The sequence below is a fragment of the Chitinimonas arctica genome (assembly GCF_007431345.1).
Classification (GTDB): domain Bacteria; phylum Pseudomonadota; class Gammaproteobacteria; order Burkholderiales; family Chitinimonadaceae; genus Chitinimonas; species Chitinimonas arctica.
This window is the reverse complement of record NZ_CP041730.1, coordinates 4,281,849-4,306,498: the sequence shown is the minus strand read 5'-3', so window position 1 is coordinate 4,306,498 and position 24,650 is coordinate 4,281,849. Positions and strand designations below refer to the sequence as shown.

The window sequence follows — 24,650 nt, the reverse complement described above, 5'->3', positions numbered from 1 at the left end:
CCGAAGGAACGTGGGGGGAGTGAGGGCGCGGATTTTACCACGACGCGCGTGCCAGGCCAGGTGAATGGAATGCATGAGCATATATGGTTACCCGCATATAGATCAGCTCGCTTAAACTGCCGCATATGGAACGCCCAGTTTGCCCAAAATGCGGTTACACCCGCCGAGCCCACGACCCCGCCGACGGTAGCGCCTGCCTGCATTGCGGTATCGTATTCGCCAAATACGCGCAATATCTTGCCGACCAGGCCGCCGGTCTGCCACCCCTGCCCGATGTCACCGTACGAGACGGAATCGATGGCTGGCTGGCCACGCTGGGCAGCTACCTGTGCGCCCCCCCGGCACGGACGACCGCCCTCACGCTGGGCGTCCAGTCCCTTGCGCAACTTGTGCTATTGATCTGGGGACTGAGCTTTATTGCCGGCGGCTGGCGCCAAGCCGATGCCAACCAGTCCTTTTTGCACCTGGTCGACCTGCCCTTCCATGAATTCGGCCATGTGTTGTTCATACCCTTCGGCCAGTGGATGACCTTTCTGGGGGGCAGCCTCTTCCAATGCCTGGTGCCCCTGATGCTGGGCGTGGTCTTCGTCTGGCGCGAACACAATCCCTTCGGCGGATCGGTCTGCCTGTGGTGGCTGGGTCAGAATATGATCGATCTCGCACCCTATATCGGCGATGCAAGCACCATGCAGCTGAGCTTGATCGGAGAGTGGAGCGACGAGATCGTGGAATCGCGCATCCTGCGCCATGACTGGCACAATATCCTGGAACCCCTGGGCATGCTGCACTGGGACAATGCCCTGGCGATCCTGGCGCACGGCCTGGGATCGATGCTGATCTTGCTGTCCTGGATCTGGGGCCTGTATCTGCTCTGGCAGGGCCGCCAGCAGTTCCTGGAATCGAAAAGCTAGTGCGCGGGGGCGACGTGCGCCCCCATCTCCGGCTTAAAGACCTTTTACTGCATAGATGCCCAGGGTATTGCGCCAGAAACCCTTGTAATCCATGCCGCAGCCAAACAGGAAGCGGTCTTCGACATCGATGCCGACATAGTCGCCGGTCATGCCGGGGATCGCCTTGCGGTCGTGGCGCTTGTTGACCACCACGGCGGTCAGCACCTCGCTGGCACCCTGGGCGCGGCAATATTCGAGGACGGCCACCAGGGTATTACCTTCATCCAGGATATCGTCGATGATCAGCACGGTGCGGCCATTCATGTCCTCGGTGGGCTTTACTTTCCAGTTCAGCCGGCCGCCCTGGGTCTTGTCGCCGTAGCGGGTGGCATGCAGATAGCTGACCTCCAGCGGGAAACGCAACCGTGGCAGCAGTTGGCCGGCGGCGATAATGCCGCCATTGAGCACCACGTAGACCAATGGATTCTTGTCGCACAGGTCCGCGGTGATGGCTTGCGCCATCTGATCGAGCGCGGCGGATACCTCGGCGTCGTCGTGCAGGCAGTCGGCCTCCTGCATTACCTTTACCATCTCGTCCCGGTTCATATCCATCTCCCGCATCCCACCCAAAACTTGAAAAGGCGCGAAGGGTATCGATATAGACGCACATTTTCAAGGGCTTGCAAGCAGCATAGACGAATTGGATGTGCAGGCCAGCCGAGCATCGCCTAAGCTTCGCGCCGTCCCAGTTATTTAAATAAGGGTTATCCCATGGCAGTTCATGAAATCCATCACCCCCTGGTACGCCACAAGATCGGCCTGGCCCGCGAAGCCGATACCAGCACCAAGAAATTCCGCGAACTGACCGCCGAGATCGGCCGCTTGCTGGCCTATGAGGCCTGCCAGGACTTCCCCTTGGAAAAGGTGACCATAGCCGGGTGGTGCGGTCCGGTGGAGATCGAACAGATAAAGGGCAAGAAGGTCACCGTGGTGCCCATCCTGCGCGCGGGCATCGGCATGCTGGACGGCGTACTGGATATGATTCCCAATGCCAAGATCAGCGTGGTGGGCCTGGCCCGCAACGAGGAAACCCTGCAACCGGTACCGTACTTCGAGAAATTCGTCGGCGACCTGGCCGAGCGCACCGCACTGATCATCGATCCCATGCTGGCGACCGGCGGCTCCATGGTAGCCACCGTCGATATGCTGAAGCGGGCCGGCTGCCGCCATATCAAGGCGCTGGTCCTGGTCGCCGCGCCGGAAGGCTTGCAATTGATGCAGGACAAGCATCCCGACGTCGAAATCTATACCGCCGCCATCGACAGCCACCTGAATGAGCACGGCTACATCATTCCCGGTCTGGGCGATGCCGGCGACAAGATCTTCGGGACCAAGGCCAGCGCATGAACGACACGCTCAAGACCGCCATCGGCGGTGCGCAGATCCTGTTTGTCGCCTTTGGCGCCACCGTGCTGGTACCGCTACTCACCGGCCTCAACCCCAGCCTGGCCTTGCTGGGCGCCGGCATCGGCACCCTGCTGTTTCAATGGGTAACCAAGCGCCAGGTGCCCATCTACCTCGGCTCCAGCTTTGCCTTTATCGCGCCGGTCATCTATTCGGTGCAAACCTGGGGCATGCCCGCCACCCTGGGTGCGCTGGCATCCGCCAGCTTCTTCTACTACCTGGCGGCCGGCATGGTGAAGTGGCGCGGCGTGGAGTTTATCCATCGCATCTTGCCGCCGGTCGTCATCGGTCCCGTGGTGATGGTCATCGGACTGGGCCTGGCGCCGGTCGCCGTGGGCATGGCCAGCGGCAAGGCCGGTACCAACCAGATCATGGCCAACGACACCGCCTTGCTGCTGGCCGGCATTTCGCTGTTGACCACCATGCTGGTTGCCATCAAGGCACGCGGCATGATCAAGCTGGTGCCTATCCTGGCCGGTGTGGCGGTGGGCTACGTCTGCGCCATCTTCATGGGCGTGGTCGATTTCGGGCCCGTGCTGGCGGCGCCTTGGCTGGCGCTCCCAACCTTCGGCCACGCCGAATTCAACTGGGCTGCGATCCTGTTCATGATTCCGGTCGCAATCGCCCCCATCGTCGAGCATGTGGGCGGCATCCTGGCCATCGGCTCGGTCACGGGCCGCGACTACACCGCATCACCCGGTCTGCACCGTACCCTCCTGGGCGACGGACTGGCCGTCAGCGTGGTAGGCTTGTTCGGCGGCCCGCCGGTCACCACCTATGGCGAAGTCACCGGCGCGGTCATGCTGACGCGCAACTTCAATCCGGTGGTCATGACCTGGGCGGCCTGCTTCGCCATCCTGTTGGCCTTTGTCGCCAAATTCGGCGCCCTGCTCCACTCCATTCCCCTGCCCGTGATGGGCGGGATCATGTTGCTGCTGTTCGGGTCGATTGCCAGCATTGGCCTCAAGACCTTGCTGGAGGGCAAGGTCGACCTGGCCGATCCACGCAATCTTTGTATCGTCTCGGTGGTACTGGTCAGCGGCATCGGTGGCTTGGCGGTGAACTTCAGCGCCAGCTTTGGTTTTTCCGGGGTGAGCCTGTGCGGCATCCTGGCCATCCTGCTGAATCTGCTGTTGCCCAGGTCGCATCGGTCGGCATAGCCAGGACCGGAGCCGGTGAGTTGTCGCGCCGGCCCCACCCGTAGTAAACTCGCACCCGTCTTTGGGGAGTAGCCGTTCCGCCGCCCCGGCGGAAGTCCATATCAACATACTTGTCGTTGCGACGACATGGTATGGATAGCGAGATCGCCCGATCCCGCCTGGCAAGACCATAGACGCAAGTAGCGGCCAAGGGGCCGCGCTATTTGCGTCTATCGGTTGCCGCCAGCCCCTGGGAAATACCATGCAAGCTTTCTTCGTCTCCACCGGCATCGTCGCGCTCGCCGAAATCGGCGACAAAACCCAACTGCTCGCCCTGCTGCTCGCCGCCAAGTTCCGCAAGCCGGTCCCTATCGTGCTCGGCATCCTGCTGGCCACCCTGCTCAACCATGCGCTGGCCGGCGCTGTCGGCAGCTGGCTGATGGCAGTGATCGGGCCGCAATGGATGCGCTGGATACTGGGCGTCTCCTTTCTCGCCATGGCCGGCTGGATCCTGATCCCCGACCAACTGGACCAGGACGACACCCGCTTCCATGAAGGCTTGGGCGTATTCGGCGCGACCGTGCTCGCCTTCTTCCTGGCCGAGATGGGTGACAAGACCCAATTTGCCACCGTTGCCATCGCCGCCCGCTACGCCGACGACTATTGGTGGGTCATTGCCGGCACCACCGCCGGCATGATGCTGGCCAATGCGCCGGTGGTCTGGATAGGCAACCGTGCCGCCCAGGCGCTCCCGGTGAAATTGGTGCATCGTCTTGCGGCCGGTCTTTTTGCCGTGATGGGCATATTGGCCCTATTAGGCGTGGGCGGCTGAACTAATGGTCAATATATTCAAATAGTAGAAATAATGAATGTGCGAACTGCCAATCACCTATTAAGCAGTCTCCGTATTAAATCGGCATTTGTTCACAGCGCGCCGGAATCGAAGCCGGCTATGATTTGGCCCAATTTAATTCCTTCGATAAGGGTCATGATGCATACCAAAGCAATATTGCGCACTATCGCGCTTTCGCTGTTGCTCGCCGGATCCGCCGTTGGATCCGCCCAAGCCGCGGGGAGCACCCGGATCGACGGCAAGGCCACGCAGCTAAAACGCACAGCCGCCTCGCAGACCGGCTTCGATGGCAATGGTTGGTATTGGAACCCGGCCGAAGCGGGCACCGGTTTTTTGTTCGAAGCGCAGGGCAATAATGGATTTGCCGGCTTCTTCATGTATGACGAGTCCAGCGGCAAACCGGTGTGGTATGTGGTTTCCGGCCCGTTCACCGCCAACGGCAACGGCGGCTACGGCTTTAGCGGCACCCTGCAACGCTATCAGGGCGGCCAGCCGGCATCGTCTACCCAATACACCTCGCCCACCGCTACCTCGGTGGGCAATGTGCAAATCACCTTTTCCGCAGCCAACCAGGCCCATGTGCAATTCCCGGGGCGGACCATGGAGGCGGTACGCTTCAATTTCTCCGACCTGAGCAAACCGGCGGGCGCCAGCCAGCCCGAGGTAGGCTGGTTCTGGAACCCGGCCGAAGGCGGTCGTGGCTATGCGGTCGAGGTACAGAACAATCGGGTCTTCATGGCCATGTTCCACTACAACAGCGACGGCTCGCCCACCTGGAACGTAGTGCAGGGCGATATCGGCAGCGGCACCCTGAGCAGCAGCTTCGATACCTACTCCGGCGGCCAGAGCCTGTCCGGCAACTATCGCACGCCTACCTTGCCGGTGAGCCAAGGCCAGTATGTGATGCGCTTTGGCGACCCCTGCGTCGGCCAAGTGCAGTATGGCAATGTGCCGACCGTAGCGGTGCAGCGCTTCGCCTTTGGCGGCCTGCCCGCCGGCTATGAGTGCCGCGCCCGCGCAAATGCCGTATCGGCCTCCATCCCAGGCCGCTACACCGGCACCTTCAGCGGCTCGGAGCTTGGCACTTTCGATGTGAATATCGATACCTTGGGCAGAGTGACCGGGGGCGGATATTCGAATACCTTTCAGCTCCGCTTCGGCACCGTCGGCCAAGTCACCCCGGATGGCCGCCTGAGCCTGACCGCAACGGCCAGCGGTGTGGCGGGCGCTTCAAACTACACCGGCACGATTGGTGCGACCTGCACCATCAACGGTACTTGGGCCTACACCATGATGAGCGGCGGCGGACAATTCGCTGGTGCCAAGAGCGGTACCTGCCCATAAGCTACGCGCGCCTCGGTTCCGCACCCGGGGCGGTTAAGCGCACCAGGCTGAAATCAGGGGCATTTCGCCTCCTGGCGGTACAGGCGGTAAGCCAACAAGCAAGCGATTGCGCGCCGTAATGCTATGGATCACCGCCAGGGCGGCGCAGTGCTTGCGTCCCGTCAATTGCAGCAAGGTCATATGGGTGTTCTCTCGGATCCCGACGGCCAAGGCCCACAAACCCTGCTCGCTGATCGGATTGCCGATCAGGTTGAGTTCCGCCAGTCCAATATTGCGCGCCAGCACTTCGGCCAGTACTTCCGCGTCGGCATTGCAGAACAGGTTGGCCGGCAGACTGAGGCGTACCAGGCTGGCATTGTGCGCCAAGGCATCGGCCAACACGGCAACGCACGGGCTTGCCAATTTATTGCCACCCAGGCAAATCGACGTCAGCGCGGTCTGGCCTTGCAAGGCCTCGGCCAAGGCCGCAACGCCGGCGATGCCGAGCCCGGTGTGGAAAAGATCGAGCGAGCGCAGGCTGGTATTGTGTTGCAGGGACTTGGCCAAGGCCGATATCCCTTCATCGCCAAGCGGATTGAACTGTAGGCTGAGCTTAACCAGGCCGGTATTCTCGCGCAGTGCCTCGGCCAAAGCCTGCGCGCCGACCGGGCCGATATCGTTGTTGTCCAGCTGCAGGCTGCTTAGATGCCTGTTCGCCCGCAGCGCATCGGACAGCCCCTGCGCGATGGCATCGTTGATGCCGCTCCCCACCAGCCAAAGATCGTTCAACTGCGGGTCATTGTCGCGCAGGCGGACAATTGCTTCTCCTGCCGCACGCGTGTGCACGACCTTCGCTTCGCCGATCACGGCGGAACTCGCCACGTCCATATAAATCGCAGAGGGTATTGAACACCTATCCATATCGTGCCTCCCGATATAAGCGTCTGGTTTTCAAGAAGCTCCCGCCCAAAAAACCGACGCCACATAGGGAAGGAGCACACTGATGACAATGTGCCCAGGTTCTTTTTAACGCTCTGTCGAAATATCGGCCGTCCTTCTGTTTCGGCGGTCGCTTGCAAAGCCGCCAGCCAGCGGCGGTGCCAAGGAGAGAAGACAGCGCCGCCGAAGGCTTCAGTCCGGAAACACCCCGGTGGAGAGATAGCGATCGCCCCGGTCGCAGACGATGCTGACGATGGTGGCATTTTCCAGCTCTTGCGCAAGCTTCAGGGTGGCTGCCATGGCGCCGCCGGAACTGATGCCGGCGAAGATGCCTTCCTCGGCCGCCAAGCGCCGGGTCATCCGCTCGGCTTCGTCCTGGCCGACCTCCATGATGCGGTCGATCTTGCTGAAATCGCAGATGGCGGGCACGTATTCGACCGGCCACTTGCGGATACCGGGGATTTGCGCGCCGTCCACCGGCTGCACCCCGATGATCTGGATAGCGGGATTCCGTTCGCGCAGATAGCGCCCCACCCCCATGATGGTACCGGTGGTGCCCATGCTGGAAACGAAATGGGTGATCCGCCCGCCGGTATCGCGCCAGATTTCCGGGCCGGTCGTTTCGTAGTGCGCCAGCGGATTGTCGGGATTGGCGAATTGGTCGAGGATGATGCCGCGACCTTCGTCGCGCATGCTTTCCGCCAGATCGCGGGCGCCCTCCATGCCCGCCTTCTGGCTGACCAGCACGATCTCGGCGCCAAGCGCCTTCATGGTCTGGCGCCGCTCGATGCTCAGATGCTCGGGCATGATCAACACCATCTTGTAACCCATCACCGCCGCCGCCATGGCCAGGGCGATGCCGGTATTGCCGCTGGTGGCTTCGATCAGGGTGTCGCCCGGCCGGATGTCCCCGCGCTGCTGCGCCCGCCGGATCATGCTCAACGCCGGCCGGTCCTTGACCGAGCCGGCCGGATTATTGCCTTCCAACTTGGCCAGCACGATGTTGCTGCCGGCACCAGGCAGGCGCTTGAGGCGCACCAGTGGGGTGTTGCCGATAAAGTCTTCTAGCGTGGGATACATGCGGCTCTCCGGGGAAGCAGGCATTGTAACCGTGCGGCCGGCGGGGCAAAAAAGCGCATCTGGCTATTTGCATATGTTGCCGGGACGACGCCGCGGGACTGTCCGGACCGGTGGGCAAGCGGGGCGATACGGTCGGCGGCGCATGGATTGAATGATAGGTGCTGCGTACGGGCCTGCCGACGGATGGGGAATGGGTGGACGGCTTTGCTGGATGCGGTCGTGCTTCATCCATGCAATTTATATCGACAACTTCTGAATTTTTTCGGTAGAAAAGCAAATGACAATGCTTGTAAATAAGCACCTAAATCAATATCAACTTTACACAATCAGGTATTTTACATATGTTCCATACAAAAAAACCCAACGTTCTTTCAGAAGCTCAGCAAATCACCCTTCTTGATTGTTACGACAAAGTCGGCAGCCTTCAGGAGGCTAGCAGACTGGTAGAATTCGAGGGAAACTTCTATAACGTGGAAAAATCTAGCGACAGTTTTAAGTGCACACGCTACTACGGCCCTCCAGACCAGCCCCCTCTCGATCAGAGCGCTTTATATCCGGAATTAACGATTTTTTTGAGCGAGGATGTAGCTTTACCACCCGCGCCAGTAAAATTACTGAAGCGCTTACTGCCAAAAAAGCGGTCGAGGATGCCATAGCGCACAGCGTTACGTTTGCACAAAACCCGACTTTGCCAGGATCAAATTTAATACATTATATTGACTCTGACCTGCTTGCAAGGCACTGGAATAAGACGCAACAAACCAGCAATTGCAAACCCGGCAAAATTACTTATGAACAGACAGCAGACACGAGAGCCATGCCATACTTGGTATCGGCCAAGTGCCCCTACGAGCTAATTACGGTATTGGACAATTACAAACTCAAAGATGACAAACTCACTCCGGAACAAACTGCGCTGATCCCCACAGTGGTTTTAAAAAATACGCTTAAGATAGCCGAACAGCGCAATTGGACTTCCACGGAAGCATTTGACACAATAATCAAACCAACACTTGATGAAATTAAAACCAAAACTGCTTTAAATCTCCCGCCTTTCGCCACCGCTGGGTGGTATACGAACGCACAAGGCCAAGTGCGTTGTATGGGTTTTTACTACGGAGAAGTCCAAGTCAAAGTAGAAAATCCCAAGCACCGTAACTCGCCACTCACAGTAAGCAGCAATCCGGAAGGCGAACAACCTGAGCTGGCGTTCTTTGAACTCTCAGTAAAAAAAGGTGACCATTTGCATATCGGCATCAAGGATAAAGTTAATGCAATATATGCATGCCCAAATCCAAAAACATCATGGTGGAAATTTTGGGCCTAAACATCAAAAGCACCGCCCCCCCGACCATTTCCACCAATAGGCAGGATTCGCCAGCAATTGGCAAATCCCGCCCCGGCAACCCGTCAGCTCAAGCCTCCGCCCAATCCAGAACAACCTTGCCCGACTGTCCCGACAGCATCGTTTCGAAGCCGGTCACATAATCATCCACATTGAAGCGATGGGTGATCATGGGCGATAGATCCAGCCCGGACTGCAGCATGGCGGCCATCTTGTACCAGGTCTCGAACATCTCGCGGCCATAAATGCCCTTGATGACCAGGCCCTTGAAGATGACCTGGTTCCAATCGATGGCCATATCGCCTGGCGGGATGCCCAACAGGGCGATCTTGCCGCCGTGGTTGATGGTATCCAGCATGCCGCGGAAGGCACTGGGGTTGCCCGACATTTCCAGGCCCACGTCGAAGCCCTCGGTCATGCCCAACTCGCCCATCACCGTGCGCAGATCCTGCTTGGCGACGTTGACGGCACGGGTGGCGCCCATCTTCAGCGCCAGTTCCAGCCGGTATTCGTTTACATCGGTGATCACCACGTGGCGGGCGCCGACATGCCGGGCAATGGCGGCTGCCATGATGCCGATGGGGCCGGCGCCGGTGATCAGCACGTCCTCGCCCACCAGGTCGAAGCTCAAGGCAGTATGGGTGGCATTGCCGAAGGGATCGAGAATGGCGGCGATATCGTCGGGAATATCGTCCGGAATCTTGAAGGCATTGAAGGCGGGGATGACCAGGTATTCGGCGAAAGCGCCGTCGCGGTTCACGCCCACCCCGGTTGTATTGCGGCACAAATGAACCCGGCCGGCACGGCAGTTGCGGCAGTAGCCGCAGGTGATATGGCCTTCGCCGGAGACTCGGTCACCCAGTTGGTAACCCTTTACTTCCGAGCCCATGCCCACCACTTCGCCGACATACTCGTGACCCACATGCATGCCGATGGGAATGGTCTTGGCCGCCCACTCGTCCCATTTCCAGATATGGATATCGGTGCCGCAGATGGCGGTCTTGCGGATCTTGATCAGCAGGTCGTTGTGACCTACCTCGGGTTTCTTGACACGTTGCAAGCTCAGGCCGGGCGCGGCTTGGGCTTTGACGAGTGCTTTCATATTCGCTTGTCCTGAAAATGGGAGCGGGCCAAGACGGCCCGATCCTGGTACCGATTTAGTTCGCCAGCACGCCGAGCTCGCGGCCCACCGCGATAAACGCGGCGACGACCCGTTCGATATGCTCGGTCGAATGCGCCGCGCTCATCTGGGTGCGGATGCGCGCCTTGCCCTTGGGCACGACCGGGAAGGAAAAGCCGATCACATAGACGCCATGATCCAGCAGCTTGGCGGCCATCTCGCCGGCCAGGCGGGCGTCGCCCAGCATCACCGGCACGATGGCATGTTCGCCCGGCAGCAGGGTAAAGCCGGCGGCGCTCATCTTGCTGCGGAACAGCTCGGCATTGGCCTTGAGCTTGGCCCGCAAGCGGGCGCCGTCGCTTTCCAGGATACGGAACACCTCCAGGCTGGCCGCCGTGATCGAAGGCGCCAGCGAGTTGGAGAACAGATAGGGGCGCGAACGCTGGCGCAGCAGGTCGATAATGGCCCGGCGACCGGCCACATAACCGCCGGAAGCACCGCCCAGGGCTTTGCCCAGCGTGCCGGTATAGATATCGACACGCTCGGCCACACCGCAATACTCGGGCGTACCGCGACCGTTCTCGCCGATAAAGCCGACCGCATGCGAGTCGTCCACCATGACCAGGGCGCCGTAGCGGTCGGCCAGGTCGCAGACCGATTTCAGGTCGGCGATATAGCCGTCCATCGAGAACACGCCGTCGGTGACGATCAAGGTGAAGCGCGCGCCGGCTGCCTTGGCGGCCTGCAGCTGCGCTTCCAGATCGGCCATATCGCTGTTCTTGTAGCGATAGCGCGCCGCCTTGCACAGGCGCACGCCATCGATGATGGAGGCGTGGTTCAGCTCATCGGAGATCACCGCATCCTGCTCGCCCAGCAAGGTCTCGAACACACCGCCATTGGCATCGAAGCAGCTGGAGTAGAGGATCGTATCGTCGGTACCCAAAAAGCCCGAGATCGCCGCTTCCAGATCCTTGTGCACCGACTGGGTGCCGCAGATAAAGCGTACCGAGGCCACGCCGTAGCCGTAGTCGTCCACGCCCTTTTTCGCCGCCGCGATCAGGCGCGGATCATCGGCCAATCCCAGATAGTTGTTGGCGCAGAAGTTGAGCACTTCGCTGCCGTCGCGCAGGCGGATGTCGGCGCGCTGGTGACTGGCAATCACGCGTTCGGGCTTGAAGAAGCCGGCTTGCTTGATGCCGGCCAACTCGTTTTCGAGATGCGTCAGAAATGCGGAATTCATGAGTCTCCTCGGGTGGCCTCGTGAGCCGATGGGATTGCCGGATGGACAATGGCGAAATCGATAGGCGGGGATTTTACACGCTAGCAGGGTAGTCCGGCAGCGAGCACGCTCGTCTCCTTTGACCAATGAGTCCAACTATTCGCAGCACGAAAGAATATATATATCTTCTCGCTTTGACATAGTATTGGTACAAATCATTCATATTCACATATATGCTATTGACATGCCTTCGCGGGAGAAGAACATGATCAACTGGATTGCCACACTCATGCGCCGGCTCAGTTACCCGGTCCGCTTCGGCCTGATCGGCGCCGTGGCTACCCTGGCCCTGATTTATCTGGGATACGGCCTGTATCGCACCAATCAGGACAACGTCGACTTCTCGGCCAAGGAAAGGCTGGGCGTGCTGTATCTGGATAGTGCCGTGCACGTCCTGGCCGCTTTGCTGGAAGCCCGCAATGTGGCCGCCGAGCCGGACGGCCCCGCCCGGATGGGCGCCGTCTCCGGCAAGGTGGACGCCGCTCTGGCCAAGGCGGCGACTATCGAGCAGACCGTGGGTGCGGAATTGGGGACCGCCAAGGGCTTCGCCACGCTCAAAACCGTCTGGGAGGCGGCCCGCGCGAGCGACAAGGCCCCCGTCACCGAGCGCATCGTCCGCCATAACGGCGCCATCGAGCAATCGCTCGGCCTCTTGATCACCGCCTGCGACAATTCCAATCTGACCCTGGATCCGGATATCGATTCCTACTATCTGATGGATGCGGTGTGCGTCAAACTGCCCTCCCTGGCCGCGCGCCTGGGCGAACAGACGGCCCTGCAGCTGCAGGCGCTGGGCGACAAGGCGCTGGATGACGTTATCCGAACCCGCCTGGTCGAGCTGCGGCCCCTGGTCTTCGATGCGCATGCGGGCCTGCGCGGCGATCTCGATAAGAGCTTTGCCTACAACAAGGAACTGGCGGGCAAGCTGAAAGACAAGCTGGACCCCATGGTGCCCGCCATGAAGGCGGTGGCCGATGGCGTGGACAAGCTGCTGGGCAACCAGCTCGATGCCGAGCCCGCCGCCGCCGCGCGGCAAGGCATGACGGCCCTGTCCCAAGCCATCGCATTGACCATGGCATCCCGGGTGGAGCTGGATGGCTTGCTGTCCGCCAGGCTCCAACGCATTGCCCTGCAACGGAATACCTATGTGGCCGCCAGCGCCGGCGCCATCCTGGCGGTGTTGCTGCTGTTCGTCGCCCTGTACCGCTCCATCACCCGCCAATTGGGCGGCGAGCCGTTCTATGTCGAAGGCATCGTCAAGCGCATCGCCGACGGCCGGCTCGATACCCAAATCGATGTGCAAGCCGGCGACGACAGCAGCCTGCTGGCTACCATCGTGCTGATGCGGGACAAGCTGCGGGCAATGGTGACGGACATGTTGCGCCTGTCCGATCTGTCCGCCAAGGCAGCCCGGCAATTGGCCGACAACGTCGGACAGGTCGCCCACGCCAGCACCGCCCAAAGCGATGCGGTCGCTGCCGCCGCAGCCGCCATAGAGCAATTGAGCACCTCGATCATGCACGGCGCGAATACCGCCGACGATGCACGCCGCCAAGGCGACAACAGCAGCAATGCCGCCAGCGATGGCGGCAAGGTGATCCGGCAGTCCATCGGCAATATGGGCGATATCGCGAAAGATGTAGAGATGGCGGCGCGCACCATCGAAACACTGGGCCAGCAATCGTCCGCCATCTCGACGGTGGTGAACGTGATCCGCGACGTCGCCGACCAGACCAATCTGCTGGCCCTCAATGCCGCTATCGAAGCCGCCCGCGCCGGCGAGGCCGGCCGGGGGTTTGCCGTGGTGGCCGACGAGGTACGCAAGCTGGCGGGCCGTTCGGCCAATGCCAGCAGCGAAATCGCCAACTTCGCCGGCACCATCCGCACGGCCGCCGATGAAGCGGTGGTGCGCATGCAGGCCACGGTACGGGCAGTGGAATCCGGCCGCACCGACGCCGACGCGGCCAGCGATGCGATCGGCCATATCCACACGGCAACCGATGGCATGGTGCAGGCCATCCAGGCCATTGCCGAAGATCTGGGCGAGCAACGCAGCGCCAGCCAGCAGCTGGCGCAGCATATCGAGGCTATCGCCGCCATGAGCGAATCGAATGCGAATTCGGCCAGCCAAGGCGCGGCCGCGGCACGCGAGTTGCATACCTTGTCCAGCCAATTGGCGGAAACGGCGCAGCGGTTTACCGTTTAACTTATATAAGCGATGTGAAAATACGATAGAGCAGCTTGTTGAAACGTAGCATGATCCTATTGTCTACCTTAAAGACACACTTATTTCTTTAAAAGGTTAAGTTATGGAAACCGATTCTATAATTCCTAAATCAGGGTTGCCCAGTAACCTCGCCACCCAGCAGGATGTTGGCAAAACTGCAACACTTGAAACCCCGAGCGGTCCAATTACCGTAGAGTCATCTTGCGAAGGGAATTTTATTAAAAGATTCATCAGATCATTGTGGGATTATTTTTTTGGAGTTTCTGATAATACAAAGAGCAATGTATCGAATAAAGCAGTGAGCATTTCAACAACAAATGAGATTGAACGCAATCTACCAGCTGAAGATAAAACGCCGGATAATAATAATTCGCCGCTTTCCGATCAGGCCTCGCTGGATGCGGAGCAGGAAGAGTTCAAAAAAACAGCTGATGCGGCGATTGGATGTGTATTTGGTTTTGTCACAGTAGCGCTCAATTTACTCACCGTCGTCACACAGCCTCGTACTTGTAGGCACGCAACGGGCTTCGACTACCAAACTGCGCGCGGTCATTGGTCCTAAGCCGCCAATAGCCGCAAGGGCCGTGGCTGTACGGCGCTGAAGCGCCTACAACCACGCCCTGAGATCGACATAGCGACACTTTGTCATGTAGGCAATCGCCGGTCAGCCTGCTACGCTGCAACGCGTTACCCTATAAGTCGCCGACGATGAGCCACGCCAGCCAGTTCGACCTGCTTAAGACCCGCCGCTTTCTTCCCCTTTTCGGCACACAGTTCCTGGGGGCCTTCAACGACAATCTGTTCAAGTTCGCCATGATCGCGCTGATCACCTTTTCGGGATTGCGCGTCGGGGGGATGGATTCGCACACCCTGGTGAATGCGGCGGCCGGTATTTTCATCCTGCCGTTTTTCCTGTTTTCCGCCACCTCCGGCCAGTTGGCCGAAGCGATGGACAAGGCGGTGCTGGCCCGCCGCATCAAGATCCTCGAAATCGCCATCATGCTGATCGCGGCGGTGGGATTCCTGGGCGGCAACGCCTTGCTGCTGCTGTGCTGCCTATTCCTGATGGGCGTGCATTCGGCCCTGTTCGGCCCGCTCAAGTATTCCATCCTGCCGCAGTATCTGAACGAGCGCGAGCTGCTGGGCGGCAACGGCTTGATCGAAATGGGCACCTTCGTCGCCATCCTGCTTGGCCAGATCGGCGGTACGCTGATCATGGAAAAAGTCGAAGGCGGCGCCTGGGTGATTTCGGTCGCTTGCATCCTGGTCGCCGTACTGGGCTACTTCGCCAGCCGCGCCATGCCGGCCGCGCCGCCAACGGCCGGCAAGCTGACCATCAACTGGAATATCTTCACCGAAACCTGGCGCATCATTGCCCATGCCCGCGGTAATCGCACGGTGTTCCATTCCCTGATGGGGATATCGTGGTTCTGGTTCTTCGGCGCCGTTTACCTGACCCAGCTACCCATCTATGCCAAGGACGTCCTGGGCGGCACGGCGGATGTCTATATCCTGCTGATCGCCTTGTTCTCGGTCGGCGTCGGCAGCGGTTCGATGCTGTGCGAGCGGCTGTCCGGCCGCAAGGTGGAGATCGGCCTGGTGCCGTTCGGTTCCATCGGCCTGAGCCTGTTCGGTATCGACCTGTTCTTCGCCACGCCCAGCCACGCCGCCGGTGCGGCCATCGGTTTCCTCCCCTTTATCAGCGACCCGGTCCATTGGCGCTTGATGGCGGATATCACCTTGATCGGCGTGTTCGGCGGCTTCTTTATCGTGCCCCTGTACGCTTTGATCCAGCTCAAGAGCGAACCGGAATATCGCTCGCGCGTGATCGCCGCCAACAATATCCTCAACTCCTGCTTTATGGTGGTGGCGGCGGCAGCCAGTATCCTGATACTCAAGGCCGGCGCCAGCATTCCGCAGCTGCTGTTGATCGTGGCCATCATGAATATCGCGGTGGCAACCTATGTCTACCTGCTGCAGCCGGAATTCCTGATGCGTTTCCTGGTGTGGCTGGCGACCCATACCATGTACCGCGTCAAACATATCGAACTGGACCACATCCCCGACGAAGGCGCCTGTGTGCTGGTCTGCAATCACGTCAGCTTCATGGATGCCTTGGTGATCGGCGGGGCGGTGCGCCGGCCCGTGCGCTTCGTCATGGATCACCGTATCTTCAAGGTACCCGTGCTCAACTTCATCTTCCGCACCGCCGGCGCCATTCCCATTGCCAGCGCCAAGGAAGACGCGGCCATGAAGGAACGCGCCTTCTATAAGGTCGAGGAGTACCTGGCCAATGGCGAGCTGGTTTGCATCTTTCCGGAAGGCCGGCTGACCGCGGATGGCCAGATGAATCCGTTCAAGGCCGGCATCGAGGAAATCATCGCCCGCTCGCCGGTACCGGTGGTGCCCATGGCGCTGCGCGGGCTGTGGGGCAGCTTCTTCAGCCGCAAGGATGGCGCGGCCATGCTCAAGTTTCCCCGCCGTGCCTGGTCGAAGGTCGATCTGGTCGCCGGCAAGCCGGTGCCGGCCGGGCAAGTCACTGCCGCCGACCTGCAGCAGCGCGTGCAAGCGCTATTGGACCAGCCCGCCCCATGACCGCCGGCTGGCCGGTGCTTCGCCGCCTGCTGGCGCCCTACCGGTCGCGCATGATCGTCGCGGCCATTGCCCTGTTGGTGGCGGCGGCCTGTATGTTGCTGGTCGGCCAGGGTCTGCGGGCGGTCATCGACCGGGGCTTTGTCGCCAGCGATGCGGCCCTGCTCGATCAAGCCCTGCTGGCGCTGTTTGGCCTGATCGGGCTGATGGCGGTGGCCACCTACGCCCGTTTCTACACGGTGTCCTGGCTGGGCGAGCGGGTCAGCGCGGATCTGCGCAGTCTGGTATTCAAGCATCTGCTGACCCTGCCGCCCTCCTTCTTCGAAAGCGGCCGTACCGGTGAAGTGATTTCCCGCCTGACCAACGACACCAGCCAGATCGAGACGGTCATCGGCTCGTCGGCATCGATGGCCATCCGCAACCTGCTGCTTCTGGTGGGTGGCCTGGCCATGCTGGCGGTGACCAGCCTCAAGCTGACCCTGCTGGTGCTGGTCTGCGTACCGCTGGTGGTGGTCCCCATCCTGTTGTTCGGCCGGCGGGTGCGCAAGCTGTCGCGCGCCAGCCAGGACAGGGTGGCCGATATCGGTGCGCAGATCGACGAGACCGTGCACGAAATCCGCACCGTGCAGGCCTATAGCCACGAGGCCGCCGACCAGGCGGCATTCGATGCACGGGTGGAGGCGACCTTCGCTACCGGTAAACGCCGCATCCGCCAGCGCGCCTTGCTGATCGTGGCGGTGATGCTGCTGGTCTTCGGTGCGGTCGCAGCCATTCTCTGGGTCGGCGGCCACGATGTGCTGGCCGGCCGTATCAGCGCCGGGCAGCTGTCGGCCTTTGTCTTCTATGCCGCGATGGTGGCCGGCGCGGTCGCCACCTTGTCCGAGGTGATAGGCGATGTGCAAAGGGCAGCCGGCGCGCTGGAACGTTTACTGGAATTGCTGGCCACCCGGCCCGATGTGGCCGAACCCACCGAGCCGCGCCCGCTGCCCGAACCGCCACGCGGCGAAGTATGCTTCCGGCAGGTCGAATTCCATTATCCCAGCCGCCCGCAGCAGGCGGCCCTGAGCGCCTTCGACCTGACCGTGGCGCCGGGCGAGAAGCTGGCGCTGGTCGGCCCGTCCGGCGCCGGCAAGAGCACGGTCTTCCAGTTGCTGCTGCGTTTCTACGATCCTCGCCAAGGCAGCATCGCCATCGATGGCATCGACCTGCGCGAAGCCCGCATCGCCGATCTGCGCGGCCGTATCGCCCTGGTCTCGCAGGACGCGGTGGTGTTCGCCATGAACGTTCTCGACAATGTCCGCTATGGCCGGCCGGACGCCAGCGAAGCGCAGGTGAAAGCGGCTTGCCGGGCGGCCTTTGCCAGCGAGTTCATCGAGCAGCTGCCGGAAGGCTATGCCACCGACCTGGGCGAGCGCGGCGTCAAGCTGTCCGGCGGGCAACGCCAGCGTATCGCCATTGCCCGCGCCATCCTGGCCGACCGTCCCATCCTGCTGCTGGACGAAGCGACCAGCGCACTCGACTCGCACAGCGAACGCATGGTGCAGCAAGCGCTGGAGACCCTGATGCAGGGCCGCACGACCTTGATCATCGCCCACCGGCTCTCCACCGTGCAGCATGCCGACCGCATCGCGGTGATCGACGGCGGCCGCATCGTGGGACTGGGCAGCCATGCGGAACTGCTGCGCGACAGTCCCCTGTACCAAGGTCTGGCCAGCCTACAGTTGCAAGCTTGACACGTACGCCCATGTGGCTTCCCTAGCGCTTGCTCGTTCTGCTAGCCTGTAGCTGAAACCGCGCAGACGGTTTGTCCTCAACGCCACGGAGACACGCAATGCGTATCGGTATCGCCACAGACTCGGCCTGCGACCTGCCCCGCCAGTTTCTCGACAAACACAAGATCGTCATCCTGCCGGTGTCCATCAAAGGCCCCCAGGGCGAGTTCGTCGATAATCGGGAACCGGCCGAGACCCTGGCCTTCTACCGCTCGGTGGCGCAAAACCCCGATGCCGAGTTTTCCACCCGGCCCTTCAGCCCGGACGAGATCCGCGATCTGTTCCTCAGCCGGCTGGTGTTGGAATTCGACTACGTTTTCTGTATTACCGTGATGAAGACCCGCAGCCTGATCTTCGAGAACGCCAGCCATGCTTCGCTGCGCATTCTGAGCGACTACCGCCCCATCCGCGAGGCGGCCGATATCAAGGCGCCCTTCTCCCTGCGCGTGTTCGACAGCGCCACGGTAGCCACCGGCCAGGGCCTGGTGGTAGGCGAGGTAGCGAGGCTGGTGGCGCTGGACACCTCCACGCTGGATATCATCCGCCAGATCGAAAGGCTGACCCAGCATACCCAGGCTTTCCTGATGCCGGCCGATCTGGGCCAACTGCGCAGCCAGGCCCGCCGGCGGGGCGACAAGAGTGTGGGTTTCCTGACCTATGCGCTGGGTTCGGCGCTCGATATCAAGCCCATCCTGCGCGCCTATCGCGGCGACACCCACCCCATCGGCAAGGTGCGCGGCTATGAAGTCGGCTGCAATAAACTGTTCGACGCCGCCCGCAGCCAGATCCGCGACGGCCAGCTGCTGGCCCCCCTCGTCAACGTCAGCTACGGCGGCGACACCGCCGAAGTGGAAAAAATGGCGGGCTATCAGGCGCTCCTGGCCGATGCCCGGCCACGCGGCATCGCCGTCCATCTGTCGGAAATGAGCAGCACCGCCTGCGTCAATATCGGCGTGGGCGGTTTGTCGGTGGCGTTTGCTTCGGAACGGGAAACGACTTTCGATTGAAAACGGCCCGCTGGTGGACGCCAGCGGGCCGTTTACCACTATTTGACGGAAATAGCCGTTAAGTCGCGTCCGGCAACCCGCGCAGCAAATCGCGCTTCAGGTCGTCGATATGCTCCAATCCCACCGATATCCGCACCAGCCCCTCGCCAATGCCGGCCGCTGCCTTGGCCGCCGGCGTGACTCGCCCGTGCGTGGTGGTATAAGGATGGGTGATGGTGGTCTTGACGTCCCCCAGGTTGGCGGTGCGGCTCATCAATTGCACCTGGTCGATCAGATGCCAGGCTGCGGCCTTGCCACCGACCAGTTCGAAGGAGACGATCCCGCCTCCGCCCGATTGCTGCCGCATGGCAAGGGCGTGCTGCGGATGGGACGGCAGGCCCGGATAATAGACCCGGCCGACTTCCGGCCGCGTTTCCAGCCATTGCGCCAATAGCAGTGCATTGGCGCAATGCGCCTTCATGCGCAGGCCCAGGGTTTCCAGGCCTTTGAGCAGCACCCAGGCGTTAAAGGCCGACAAGGTGGGGCCGGCGGTGCGCAGGAACAGGTAGATCGGTTCGATCAAGGCCTGGCTGCCGACCACCGCGCCCCCCAGGACCCGGCCTTGACCATCGATATACTTGGTCGCCGAGTGGATCACCAGATCGGCGCCCAGGCTGAGCGGTTGCTGCAGGGCGGGCGAGCAGAAGCAATTGTCCACCGCCAGCAGGGCGCCATGCGCGTGGGCGATGGCGGCAATGGCGGCAATATCCGCCACCTCGGTCAAGGGGTTGGAAGGGGTTTCCAGAAAGAACAGGCGGGTCTGGGCCTGTACCGCCGCGTCCCAGGCGGCGGGGTCGGTCGCCGATACATAGCTGACCGTGACGCCGAATTTGCCCAGCCAGGTATTGAACAGCTGGATGCTGGCGCCGAACAGGCTGGCCGAGGCGACGATATGGTCACCCGCCTTCAAATGCCCCATGCACAGCGCCAGGATGGCCGACATGCCGCTGGCGGTGGCCACGGCCGCTTCGGCGCCTTCCAGGGCGGCCAGGCGGGTCTGGAACAGGCTGACCGTGGGGTTGGTGAAACGGGAATAGATATAGCCGGGCTCTTCGCCGACAAAGCGGGCGGCCGCCTGGGCCGCATTGTCCGCGACAAAGCTGGAGGTGAGATAAAGCGCTTCGGCGTGTTCGCCATACTGGCTGCGTTCCTGACCGGCCCGTACGGCCAGGGTATCCAGGTGGTAGTCGTGCTCATCGATCATGGCGGGCGATTCCGTTATCGGTTGGATTGCAGAAATAATGGGAGGTGGCTCGCCTCGATGCCCCTCAACCGAGGGCCAGGCGCAGGCCGAACAGGATAAAGACCGCGCCCAGCAGGCGATTCACCCACAGGGCGTAATGCGGCGCCGAATCGAGATGGCGCAGGATAAAACCGGCGCCGATGATCAGCAGGGTCTGGTATAGACAGTTGAGCGCGATAAAAATCCCCCCCAGCACGGCAAAGGTCCAGCCGCTGGCGCCGGGGCTGACGAACTGCGGGAAGAAGGCCATGAAGAAGATGATGGCCTTGGGATTGAGCAGGGTCACGAACAGACTGCGCTTGAACGGGCTACCCTGTTCCGCCTGGCTGAGGGCGATCCCCTGTTCGCGCGACAACAGGCCCTTGATGCCCAGCCAGACCAGGTAAGCGCCGCCGCCATACTTGAGCAGATCGAAAGCCATGGGATTGGCCGCGAGGATACCGGCGGCGCCGATGGCCGCGGCGGCCAGCAGCAGGGCATCGCCGGCGCTGGTGCCGGCCAGCGCGGCAAAGCCGGCCCGGCGCGAGCCGGTGGCGGAACCCAGGATGGCCAGCGTACCGGGGCCGGGCGACAGGATCAGCAGCGTGGAGGCGACCAGGAAGGTGGGGAAATCAATGATACCGGGCATGGCGCGGAGTTCTTTCAGGCGTGGCCCAGCAGTTTAGCCTAGGCAAATGCAAACAGGACACCCGAAGATGTCCTGTTTATAACCACCCGACCGGCGATTCAAAGCCTCATGGCATATGGTTTAACGACGACGGGGCATATGGCTGCCCATCTCGCGCCGCATGAACTCATGAAAATGCAGCATGCCGTCTTCCATCGGGCTTTGGTAAGGCCCGAACTCATCGCGGCCTTCCCGGAACAGGCGCTGGCGCCCTTCTTCCATGCGCCGGATGATTTCGGCATCTTCCACCGCCGTCTCCTGGTACGCCGCCTGCTCGGCCGCCATGAACTCGGGCTCGAACAGGGCGATTTCCTCGGGATAGTAGAACTCGACGATACTCTTGTAGCGGCGCGGACCATCCGGCAGCAAGGTGGAAATCACCAGGGTATGCGGATACCACTCCACCATCACGTTCGGATAGTAGGTCAGCCAGATCGCGCCATGCGCCGGAAGCTCGCCGCGGTAATAGTCGCGCACCTGCTTGTGCCATTCGGCATAGGACTTGGAACCGGCGCGGGCCAGGCCATTGTTGATACCCACGGTCTGTACCGAGTACCAGTCGGCGAACTCCCACTTCAAATCATCGCAGGCCACAAAGCGGCCCAGGCCCGGATGGAACGGTTCGACGTGGTAGTCCTCCAGATAGACCTCGATAAAGGTCTTCCAGTTGCCTTCATAACTATCGACCTGCACGTCCTGCAGCATGTAGTTGCTGAAGTCCAGCTCGCGCGCCACGCCCAGGTCCTTTAGATCGGCCTCGATATCGCGGCCACCGGTACCCAGCTCGAACAACATGCCGTTCCAGGACTGCAAGCGGGTTTCCGGCAGGTTCAGGCAGGGCTTTTCCGGAAAATGCGGGGCGCCTTGCAGCATGCCCTGGTTGTCATAGGTCCAGCGATGCAGCGGACAGACGATATGATTGTTGTTGCCGCGCCCATCCAGCATCACGGCCTGGCGGTGACGGCAGATATTGGACAGCAGCTTGACGCCCGTGTCGGTACGCTTGAGCAGGCGCGAGCGGTCGTACATCTCCAGCACCTGATAGTCGCCCCGATTGGGCACCATCAACTCATGGCCGACGTACTTCGGGCCTTTGGCAAAGAGGATTTCTTGTTCGAGCCGGTAGAATTCCTCATCGAAATACACCGAGATCGGTAGTTGCGCTTGCGCCGCGTCAAGCAGATTGGCTGATGCCAGGTTGGACATATCCCACACCCCCAAGTAGCCGGGATCGGGAACCGCAACGCCCGAGTGGATAGAACACCCAAGTTGGTTGTAGCGATACCCCAAACACCCGAAGGTTTCCCACGTCCGTAGGTCTGATTACATCTTGCCTTGATGGATTGCGAGTCGGGTACGCCTTGCGGGTATCCGGAGCGGGTAGTGCCTGCTCCCTAGCCTCATGGCCCTTTGGGCAAGCACCGAAGTGTCTTCGACACCTCAATACCCGCATCGGGCGAGGTGCCGCGACGCTAAAAAAGAGGCGGGATTGTGGCGGAAATCGCCGTCCGGGGCAACCATTTTCGGGTCGTTTTTCGGCTTTTTTGCCTTGGCGGTCAACAGCATAGAAAACGCTTGCGACGGGCGGCGACGGATGCCGCCCGTATATACCGCCTTTACTTCTCGACGAAGGCCCGTTCGATCACATAGTCGCCCGGCACGCCGATACGCGGCGACACATGAAAACCGCGCGCATCGAGCAGGGCCGCGGTGTCCTTCAGCATGCTGGGGCTGCCGCACATCATGGCGCGGTCGGTCTCCGGATTCAGCGGCGGCAGGCCCAGGTCCTCGCACAGTTTGCCGCTCTCGATCAGGTCGGTAAGCCGGCCCTGGTTGCGGAATGCCTCGCGCGTCACGCTGGGGTAGTAAATCAATTTCTCGCGGATGATTTCACCGAAGAATTCGTTTTTCGGCAGCTCTTCCTGGATATAGTCGGCGTAAGCCAGCTCGCTGACGGTACGCACGCCGTGGAACAGGATGACCTTGTCGAAGTGTTCGTAGGTTTCCGGATCCTTGATGATGGACATAAAAGGCGCCAAGCCGGTGCCCGTACCGAACAGGAACAGGTTCTTGCCCGGCTTGAGGTCATGGATCACCAGGGTACCGGTCGGCTTGCGGCTGACCAGCAACTCGTCGCCCACCTTCAGGTGCTGCAGACGCGAGGTCAGCGGGCCATTCGGCACCTTGATGCTGAAGAATTCCAGATGCTCTTCGTAGTTGGCGCTGGCGATCGAGTAGGCACGCATCAGCGGCCGCTCCCCCACCTGCAAGCCTATCATCACGAAGTGGCCATTCTCGAATCGCAAGGCCGGGTCGCGCGTGGTGGTAAAGCTGAACAGGGTGTCGTTCCAGTGGTGGACACTGAGAACGCGTTCGGTGGCGATGGTGGACATAGATGAGAATGACTAGTGATTAGGCAAGTTGGCGATTTTAGCAAAGTATGGGCGTTTTCCTCCAGCCATCGGGGTATTTAGCTGGCACCGAAATGGCATAATGCCGCCGCTTCTCGGCCATAGCGGACAAATTTATTAGGTATCGCATAGGCCAGCACACTTCTGGAGAAGTCGGCGCCTCTTCACTTGGCACGCCATCGATGAAGGACTGAACGCCGTCTGGGCCTATATGATGAAGGTGCTGGAGATCTTGTCCGAATGAGTGAAATCGAAATTTACGCAACCGGCGAAATGGCACTCGAGGTGCGTTTCCGCTCGGAAACTCTGTGGCTGACGTTGCCGCAGATTGCCGAACTGTTCGGAGTGCAGAAGCCGGGTATTTCCAAGCACCTGCGCAATATCTTCACCGATGGCGAGCTGGACGCCGGGGCAACTGTTTCCAAAATGGAAACAGTTCAAACCGAGGGTGGCCGCAGCGTGCGGCGCCAGCGCGACTACTACAGCCTCGACGCCATCATCAGTGTCGGCTACCGCGTCAATTCGACCAAAGCCACCCACTTTCGCCAATGGGCCACTGGCATCCTGCGCGAGCACCTCACGCGCGGCTATACGCTCAACCGGCAACGCTTCGAAGCCAACGCCAGCGAGCTGGGGGCAGCACTAGCGCTCATCCGCAACACCGCCCGCTCGCCCGGACTGGGGCTCGATGCCGGGCGCGGCCTAGTCGATATCGTCAGCCGTTACGCCCAGACCTTTTTGCTGCTGCAACGCTACGACGAGGGCCTGCTGACCGAACCAGCCACCCAGCCCGGTGGCAGCCTGCCCAGCCCGGTCGAGGCACGCGCAGCGCTGGCCTCGCTCAAGACCGAATTAAAGGCCCGCAACGAAGCCAGCGAGCTGTTTGCCCGCGAGCGAGACGACGGCCTTGCCGCCCTGCTGGGCAACCTCGATCAGAGCACCTTTGGCCAACCCGCTTACCCCAGCATCGAAGCCAAGGCCGCACATTTGCTGTATTTCGTCGTTAAGAACCACCCGTTTGCCGACGGCAACAAACGCGGCGGCGCTTTTTTGTTTGTCGATTTCCTGCACCGCAATGGTCGTCTGCTGGATGCAGCAGGTACGCCGGTTATCAATGACATCGGTTTGGCCGCACTCACACTGCTGGTAGCCGAATCCGCCCCGACGCAGAAAGAGGTGCTGATCCGGCTCATCATGAACATGCTGGCCGGATCAGTGGAAGGAGAGGTGCAATAAGCTTGCCGAGTCAAGGGAAGTACA

At 61.0% G+C, this 24,650-nt stretch carries 21 protein-coding genes and 1 riboswitch; of the genes, 12 read left to right on the top strand and 9 right to left on the bottom strand.

What is annotated here, in order from left to right:
- The first annotated feature begins 125 nt into the window (after positions 1-125).
- A complete protein-coding gene (locus FNU76_RS19780) occupies positions 126-911 on the top strand; it encodes a zinc ribbon domain-containing protein (RefSeq protein WP_144279798.1) in 786 nt (261 codons plus the stop codon).
- Between the two features lie 33 nt (positions 912-944).
- On the opposite strand, the gene FNU76_RS19775 is transcribed toward FNU76_RS19780, so the two are convergent.
- Complete coding sequence (locus tag FNU76_RS19775; protein WP_223879105.1) at positions 945-1,496, bottom strand: hypoxanthine-guanine phosphoribosyltransferase; 552 nt, start codon at positions 1,494-1,496, stop codon at positions 945-947.
- A 165-nt stretch (positions 1,497-1,661) separates the two neighbouring features.
- Between FNU76_RS19775 and upp the strand changes: the two genes are divergently transcribed.
- The 4 genes from upp (at position 1,662) to FNU76_RS19755 (ending at position 5,690) form a co-directional block, all read left to right on the top strand.
- On the top strand, positions 1,662-2,297 hold the full coding sequence (gene upp / locus FNU76_RS19770; protein WP_144279796.1) for a uracil phosphoribosyltransferase: 636 nt from the start codon (positions 1,662-1,664) through the stop codon (positions 2,295-2,297).
- Positions 2,294-3,514: a uracil-xanthine permease family protein gene (locus FNU76_RS19765; protein ID WP_144279795.1), complete on the top strand. Its 1,221-nt coding sequence runs from the start codon at positions 2,294-2,296 to the stop codon at positions 3,512-3,514. The genes upp and FNU76_RS19765 overlap by 4 nt, the downstream gene beginning before the upstream one ends.
- Before the next feature lie 51 nt (positions 3,515-3,565).
- A riboswitch (yybP-ykoY riboswitch) is annotated at positions 3,566-3,741 on the top strand.
- A gap of 14 nt (positions 3,742-3,755) precedes the next feature.
- Positions 3,756-4,325, top strand: a complete 570-nt coding sequence (locus FNU76_RS19760; RefSeq protein WP_144279794.1) for a TMEM165/GDT1 family protein — start codon at positions 3,756-3,758, stop codon at positions 4,323-4,325.
- 156 nt (positions 4,326-4,481) lie between these two features.
- Positions 4,482-5,690 (top strand): hypothetical protein, encoded by a 1,209-nt coding sequence (locus FNU76_RS19755; protein ID WP_144279793.1) that lies wholly within the window; start codon positions 4,482-4,484, stop codon positions 5,688-5,690.
- Positions 5,691-5,723: 33 nt separating this feature from the next.
- Here FNU76_RS19755 and FNU76_RS19750 read toward each other — a convergent pair whose 3' ends face one another.
- The gene (locus FNU76_RS19750; RefSeq protein WP_179958203.1) at positions 5,724-6,551 is read right to left on the bottom strand and encodes a leucine-rich repeat domain-containing protein; all 828 of its coding nucleotides are present in this window, start codon (positions 6,549-6,551) and stop codon (positions 5,724-5,726) included.
- Between the two features lie 249 nt (positions 6,552-6,800).
- Positions 6,801-7,688 carry a cysteine synthase CysM gene (gene cysM / locus FNU76_RS19745; RefSeq protein ID WP_144279791.1) on the bottom strand — a complete coding sequence of 296 codons (888 nt, stop codon included), beginning with the start codon at positions 7,686-7,688 and terminating at the stop codon, positions 6,801-6,803.
- Positions 7,689-8,184: 496 nt separating this feature from the next.
- Here cysM and FNU76_RS19740 point away from each other — a divergent pair, with 496 nt between their 5' ends.
- Positions 8,185-9,015 carry a hypothetical protein gene (locus FNU76_RS19740; RefSeq protein WP_144279790.1) on the top strand — a complete coding sequence of 277 codons (831 nt, stop codon included), beginning with the start codon at positions 8,185-8,187 and terminating at the stop codon, positions 9,013-9,015.
- 88 nt (positions 9,016-9,103) lie between these two features.
- Here the strand turns inward: FNU76_RS19740 and tdh are convergent, their stop codons facing one another.
- Positions 9,104-10,135, bottom strand: coding sequence for an L-threonine 3-dehydrogenase (gene tdh / locus FNU76_RS19735; RefSeq protein ID WP_144279789.1), 1,032 nt, complete (start codon positions 10,133-10,135; stop codon positions 9,104-9,106).
- A gap of 55 nt (positions 10,136-10,190) precedes the next feature.
- On the bottom strand, positions 10,191-11,393 hold the full coding sequence (locus FNU76_RS19730; RefSeq protein ID WP_144279788.1) for a glycine C-acetyltransferase: 1,203 nt from the start codon (positions 11,391-11,393) through the stop codon (positions 10,191-10,193).
- A 244-nt stretch (positions 11,394-11,637) separates the two neighbouring features.
- Between FNU76_RS19730 and FNU76_RS19725 the strand changes: the two genes are divergently transcribed.
- The 5 genes from FNU76_RS19725 to FNU76_RS19705 all read left to right on the top strand — a co-directional run bounded on the left by FNU76_RS19725 (position 11,638) and on the right by FNU76_RS19705 (position 19,030).
- Positions 11,638-13,638, top strand: a complete 2,001-nt coding sequence (locus FNU76_RS19725; protein WP_179958202.1) for a methyl-accepting chemotaxis protein — start codon at positions 11,638-11,640, stop codon at positions 13,636-13,638.
- Positions 13,639-13,741: 103 nt separating this feature from the next.
- Complete coding sequence (locus FNU76_RS19720) at positions 13,742-14,221, top strand: hypothetical protein (protein WP_144279786.1); 480 nt, start codon at positions 13,742-13,744, stop codon at positions 14,219-14,221.
- A 146-nt stretch (positions 14,222-14,367) separates the two neighbouring features.
- Entirely contained in the window at positions 14,368-16,254 is a 1,887-nt protein-coding gene (locus tag FNU76_RS19715; protein WP_144279785.1) for an MFS transporter, read from the top strand.
- The gene (locus FNU76_RS19710; RefSeq protein ID WP_144279784.1) at positions 16,251-17,984 is read left to right on the top strand and encodes an ABC transporter transmembrane domain-containing protein; all 1,734 of its coding nucleotides are present in this window, start codon (positions 16,251-16,253) and stop codon (positions 17,982-17,984) included. The genes FNU76_RS19715 and FNU76_RS19710 overlap by 4 nt, the downstream gene beginning before the upstream one ends.
- A gap of 98 nt (positions 17,985-18,082) precedes the next feature.
- Positions 18,083-19,030, top strand: a complete 948-nt coding sequence (locus tag FNU76_RS19705) for a DegV family protein (protein WP_144279783.1) — start codon at positions 18,083-18,085, stop codon at positions 19,028-19,030.
- A 58-nt stretch (positions 19,031-19,088) separates the two neighbouring features.
- On the opposite strand, the gene FNU76_RS19700 is transcribed toward FNU76_RS19705, so the two are convergent.
- The 4 genes from FNU76_RS19700 to FNU76_RS19685 form a co-directional block, all read right to left on the bottom strand.
- The gene (locus tag FNU76_RS19700; RefSeq protein WP_144279782.1) at positions 19,089-20,273 is read right to left on the bottom strand and encodes an O-succinylhomoserine sulfhydrylase; all 1,185 of its coding nucleotides are present in this window, start codon (positions 20,271-20,273) and stop codon (positions 19,089-19,091) included.
- Positions 20,274-20,337: 64 nt separating this feature from the next.
- Positions 20,338-20,940 carry a LysE family translocator gene (locus FNU76_RS19695; RefSeq protein ID WP_144279781.1) on the bottom strand — a complete coding sequence of 201 codons (603 nt, stop codon included), beginning with the start codon at positions 20,938-20,940 and terminating at the stop codon, positions 20,338-20,340.
- 120 nt (positions 20,941-21,060) lie between these two features.
- Positions 21,061-22,185: an aromatic ring-hydroxylating oxygenase subunit alpha gene (locus tag FNU76_RS19690; protein WP_144279780.1), complete on the bottom strand. Its 1,125-nt coding sequence runs from the start codon at positions 22,183-22,185 to the stop codon at positions 21,061-21,063.
- 410 nt (positions 22,186-22,595) lie between these two features.
- Positions 22,596-23,372 (bottom strand): ferredoxin--NADP reductase, encoded by a 777-nt coding sequence (locus FNU76_RS19685; RefSeq protein WP_144279779.1) that lies wholly within the window; start codon positions 23,370-23,372, stop codon positions 22,596-22,598.
- 258 nt (positions 23,373-23,630) lie between these two features.
- On the opposite strand from FNU76_RS19685, the gene FNU76_RS19680 reads away from it, so the two are divergent.
- Positions 23,631-24,626, top strand: coding sequence for a virulence RhuM family protein/type II toxin-antitoxin system death-on-curing family toxin (locus tag FNU76_RS19680; RefSeq protein ID WP_144279778.1), 996 nt, complete (start codon positions 23,631-23,633; stop codon positions 24,624-24,626).
- Positions 24,627-24,650: the final 24 nt, after the last annotated feature.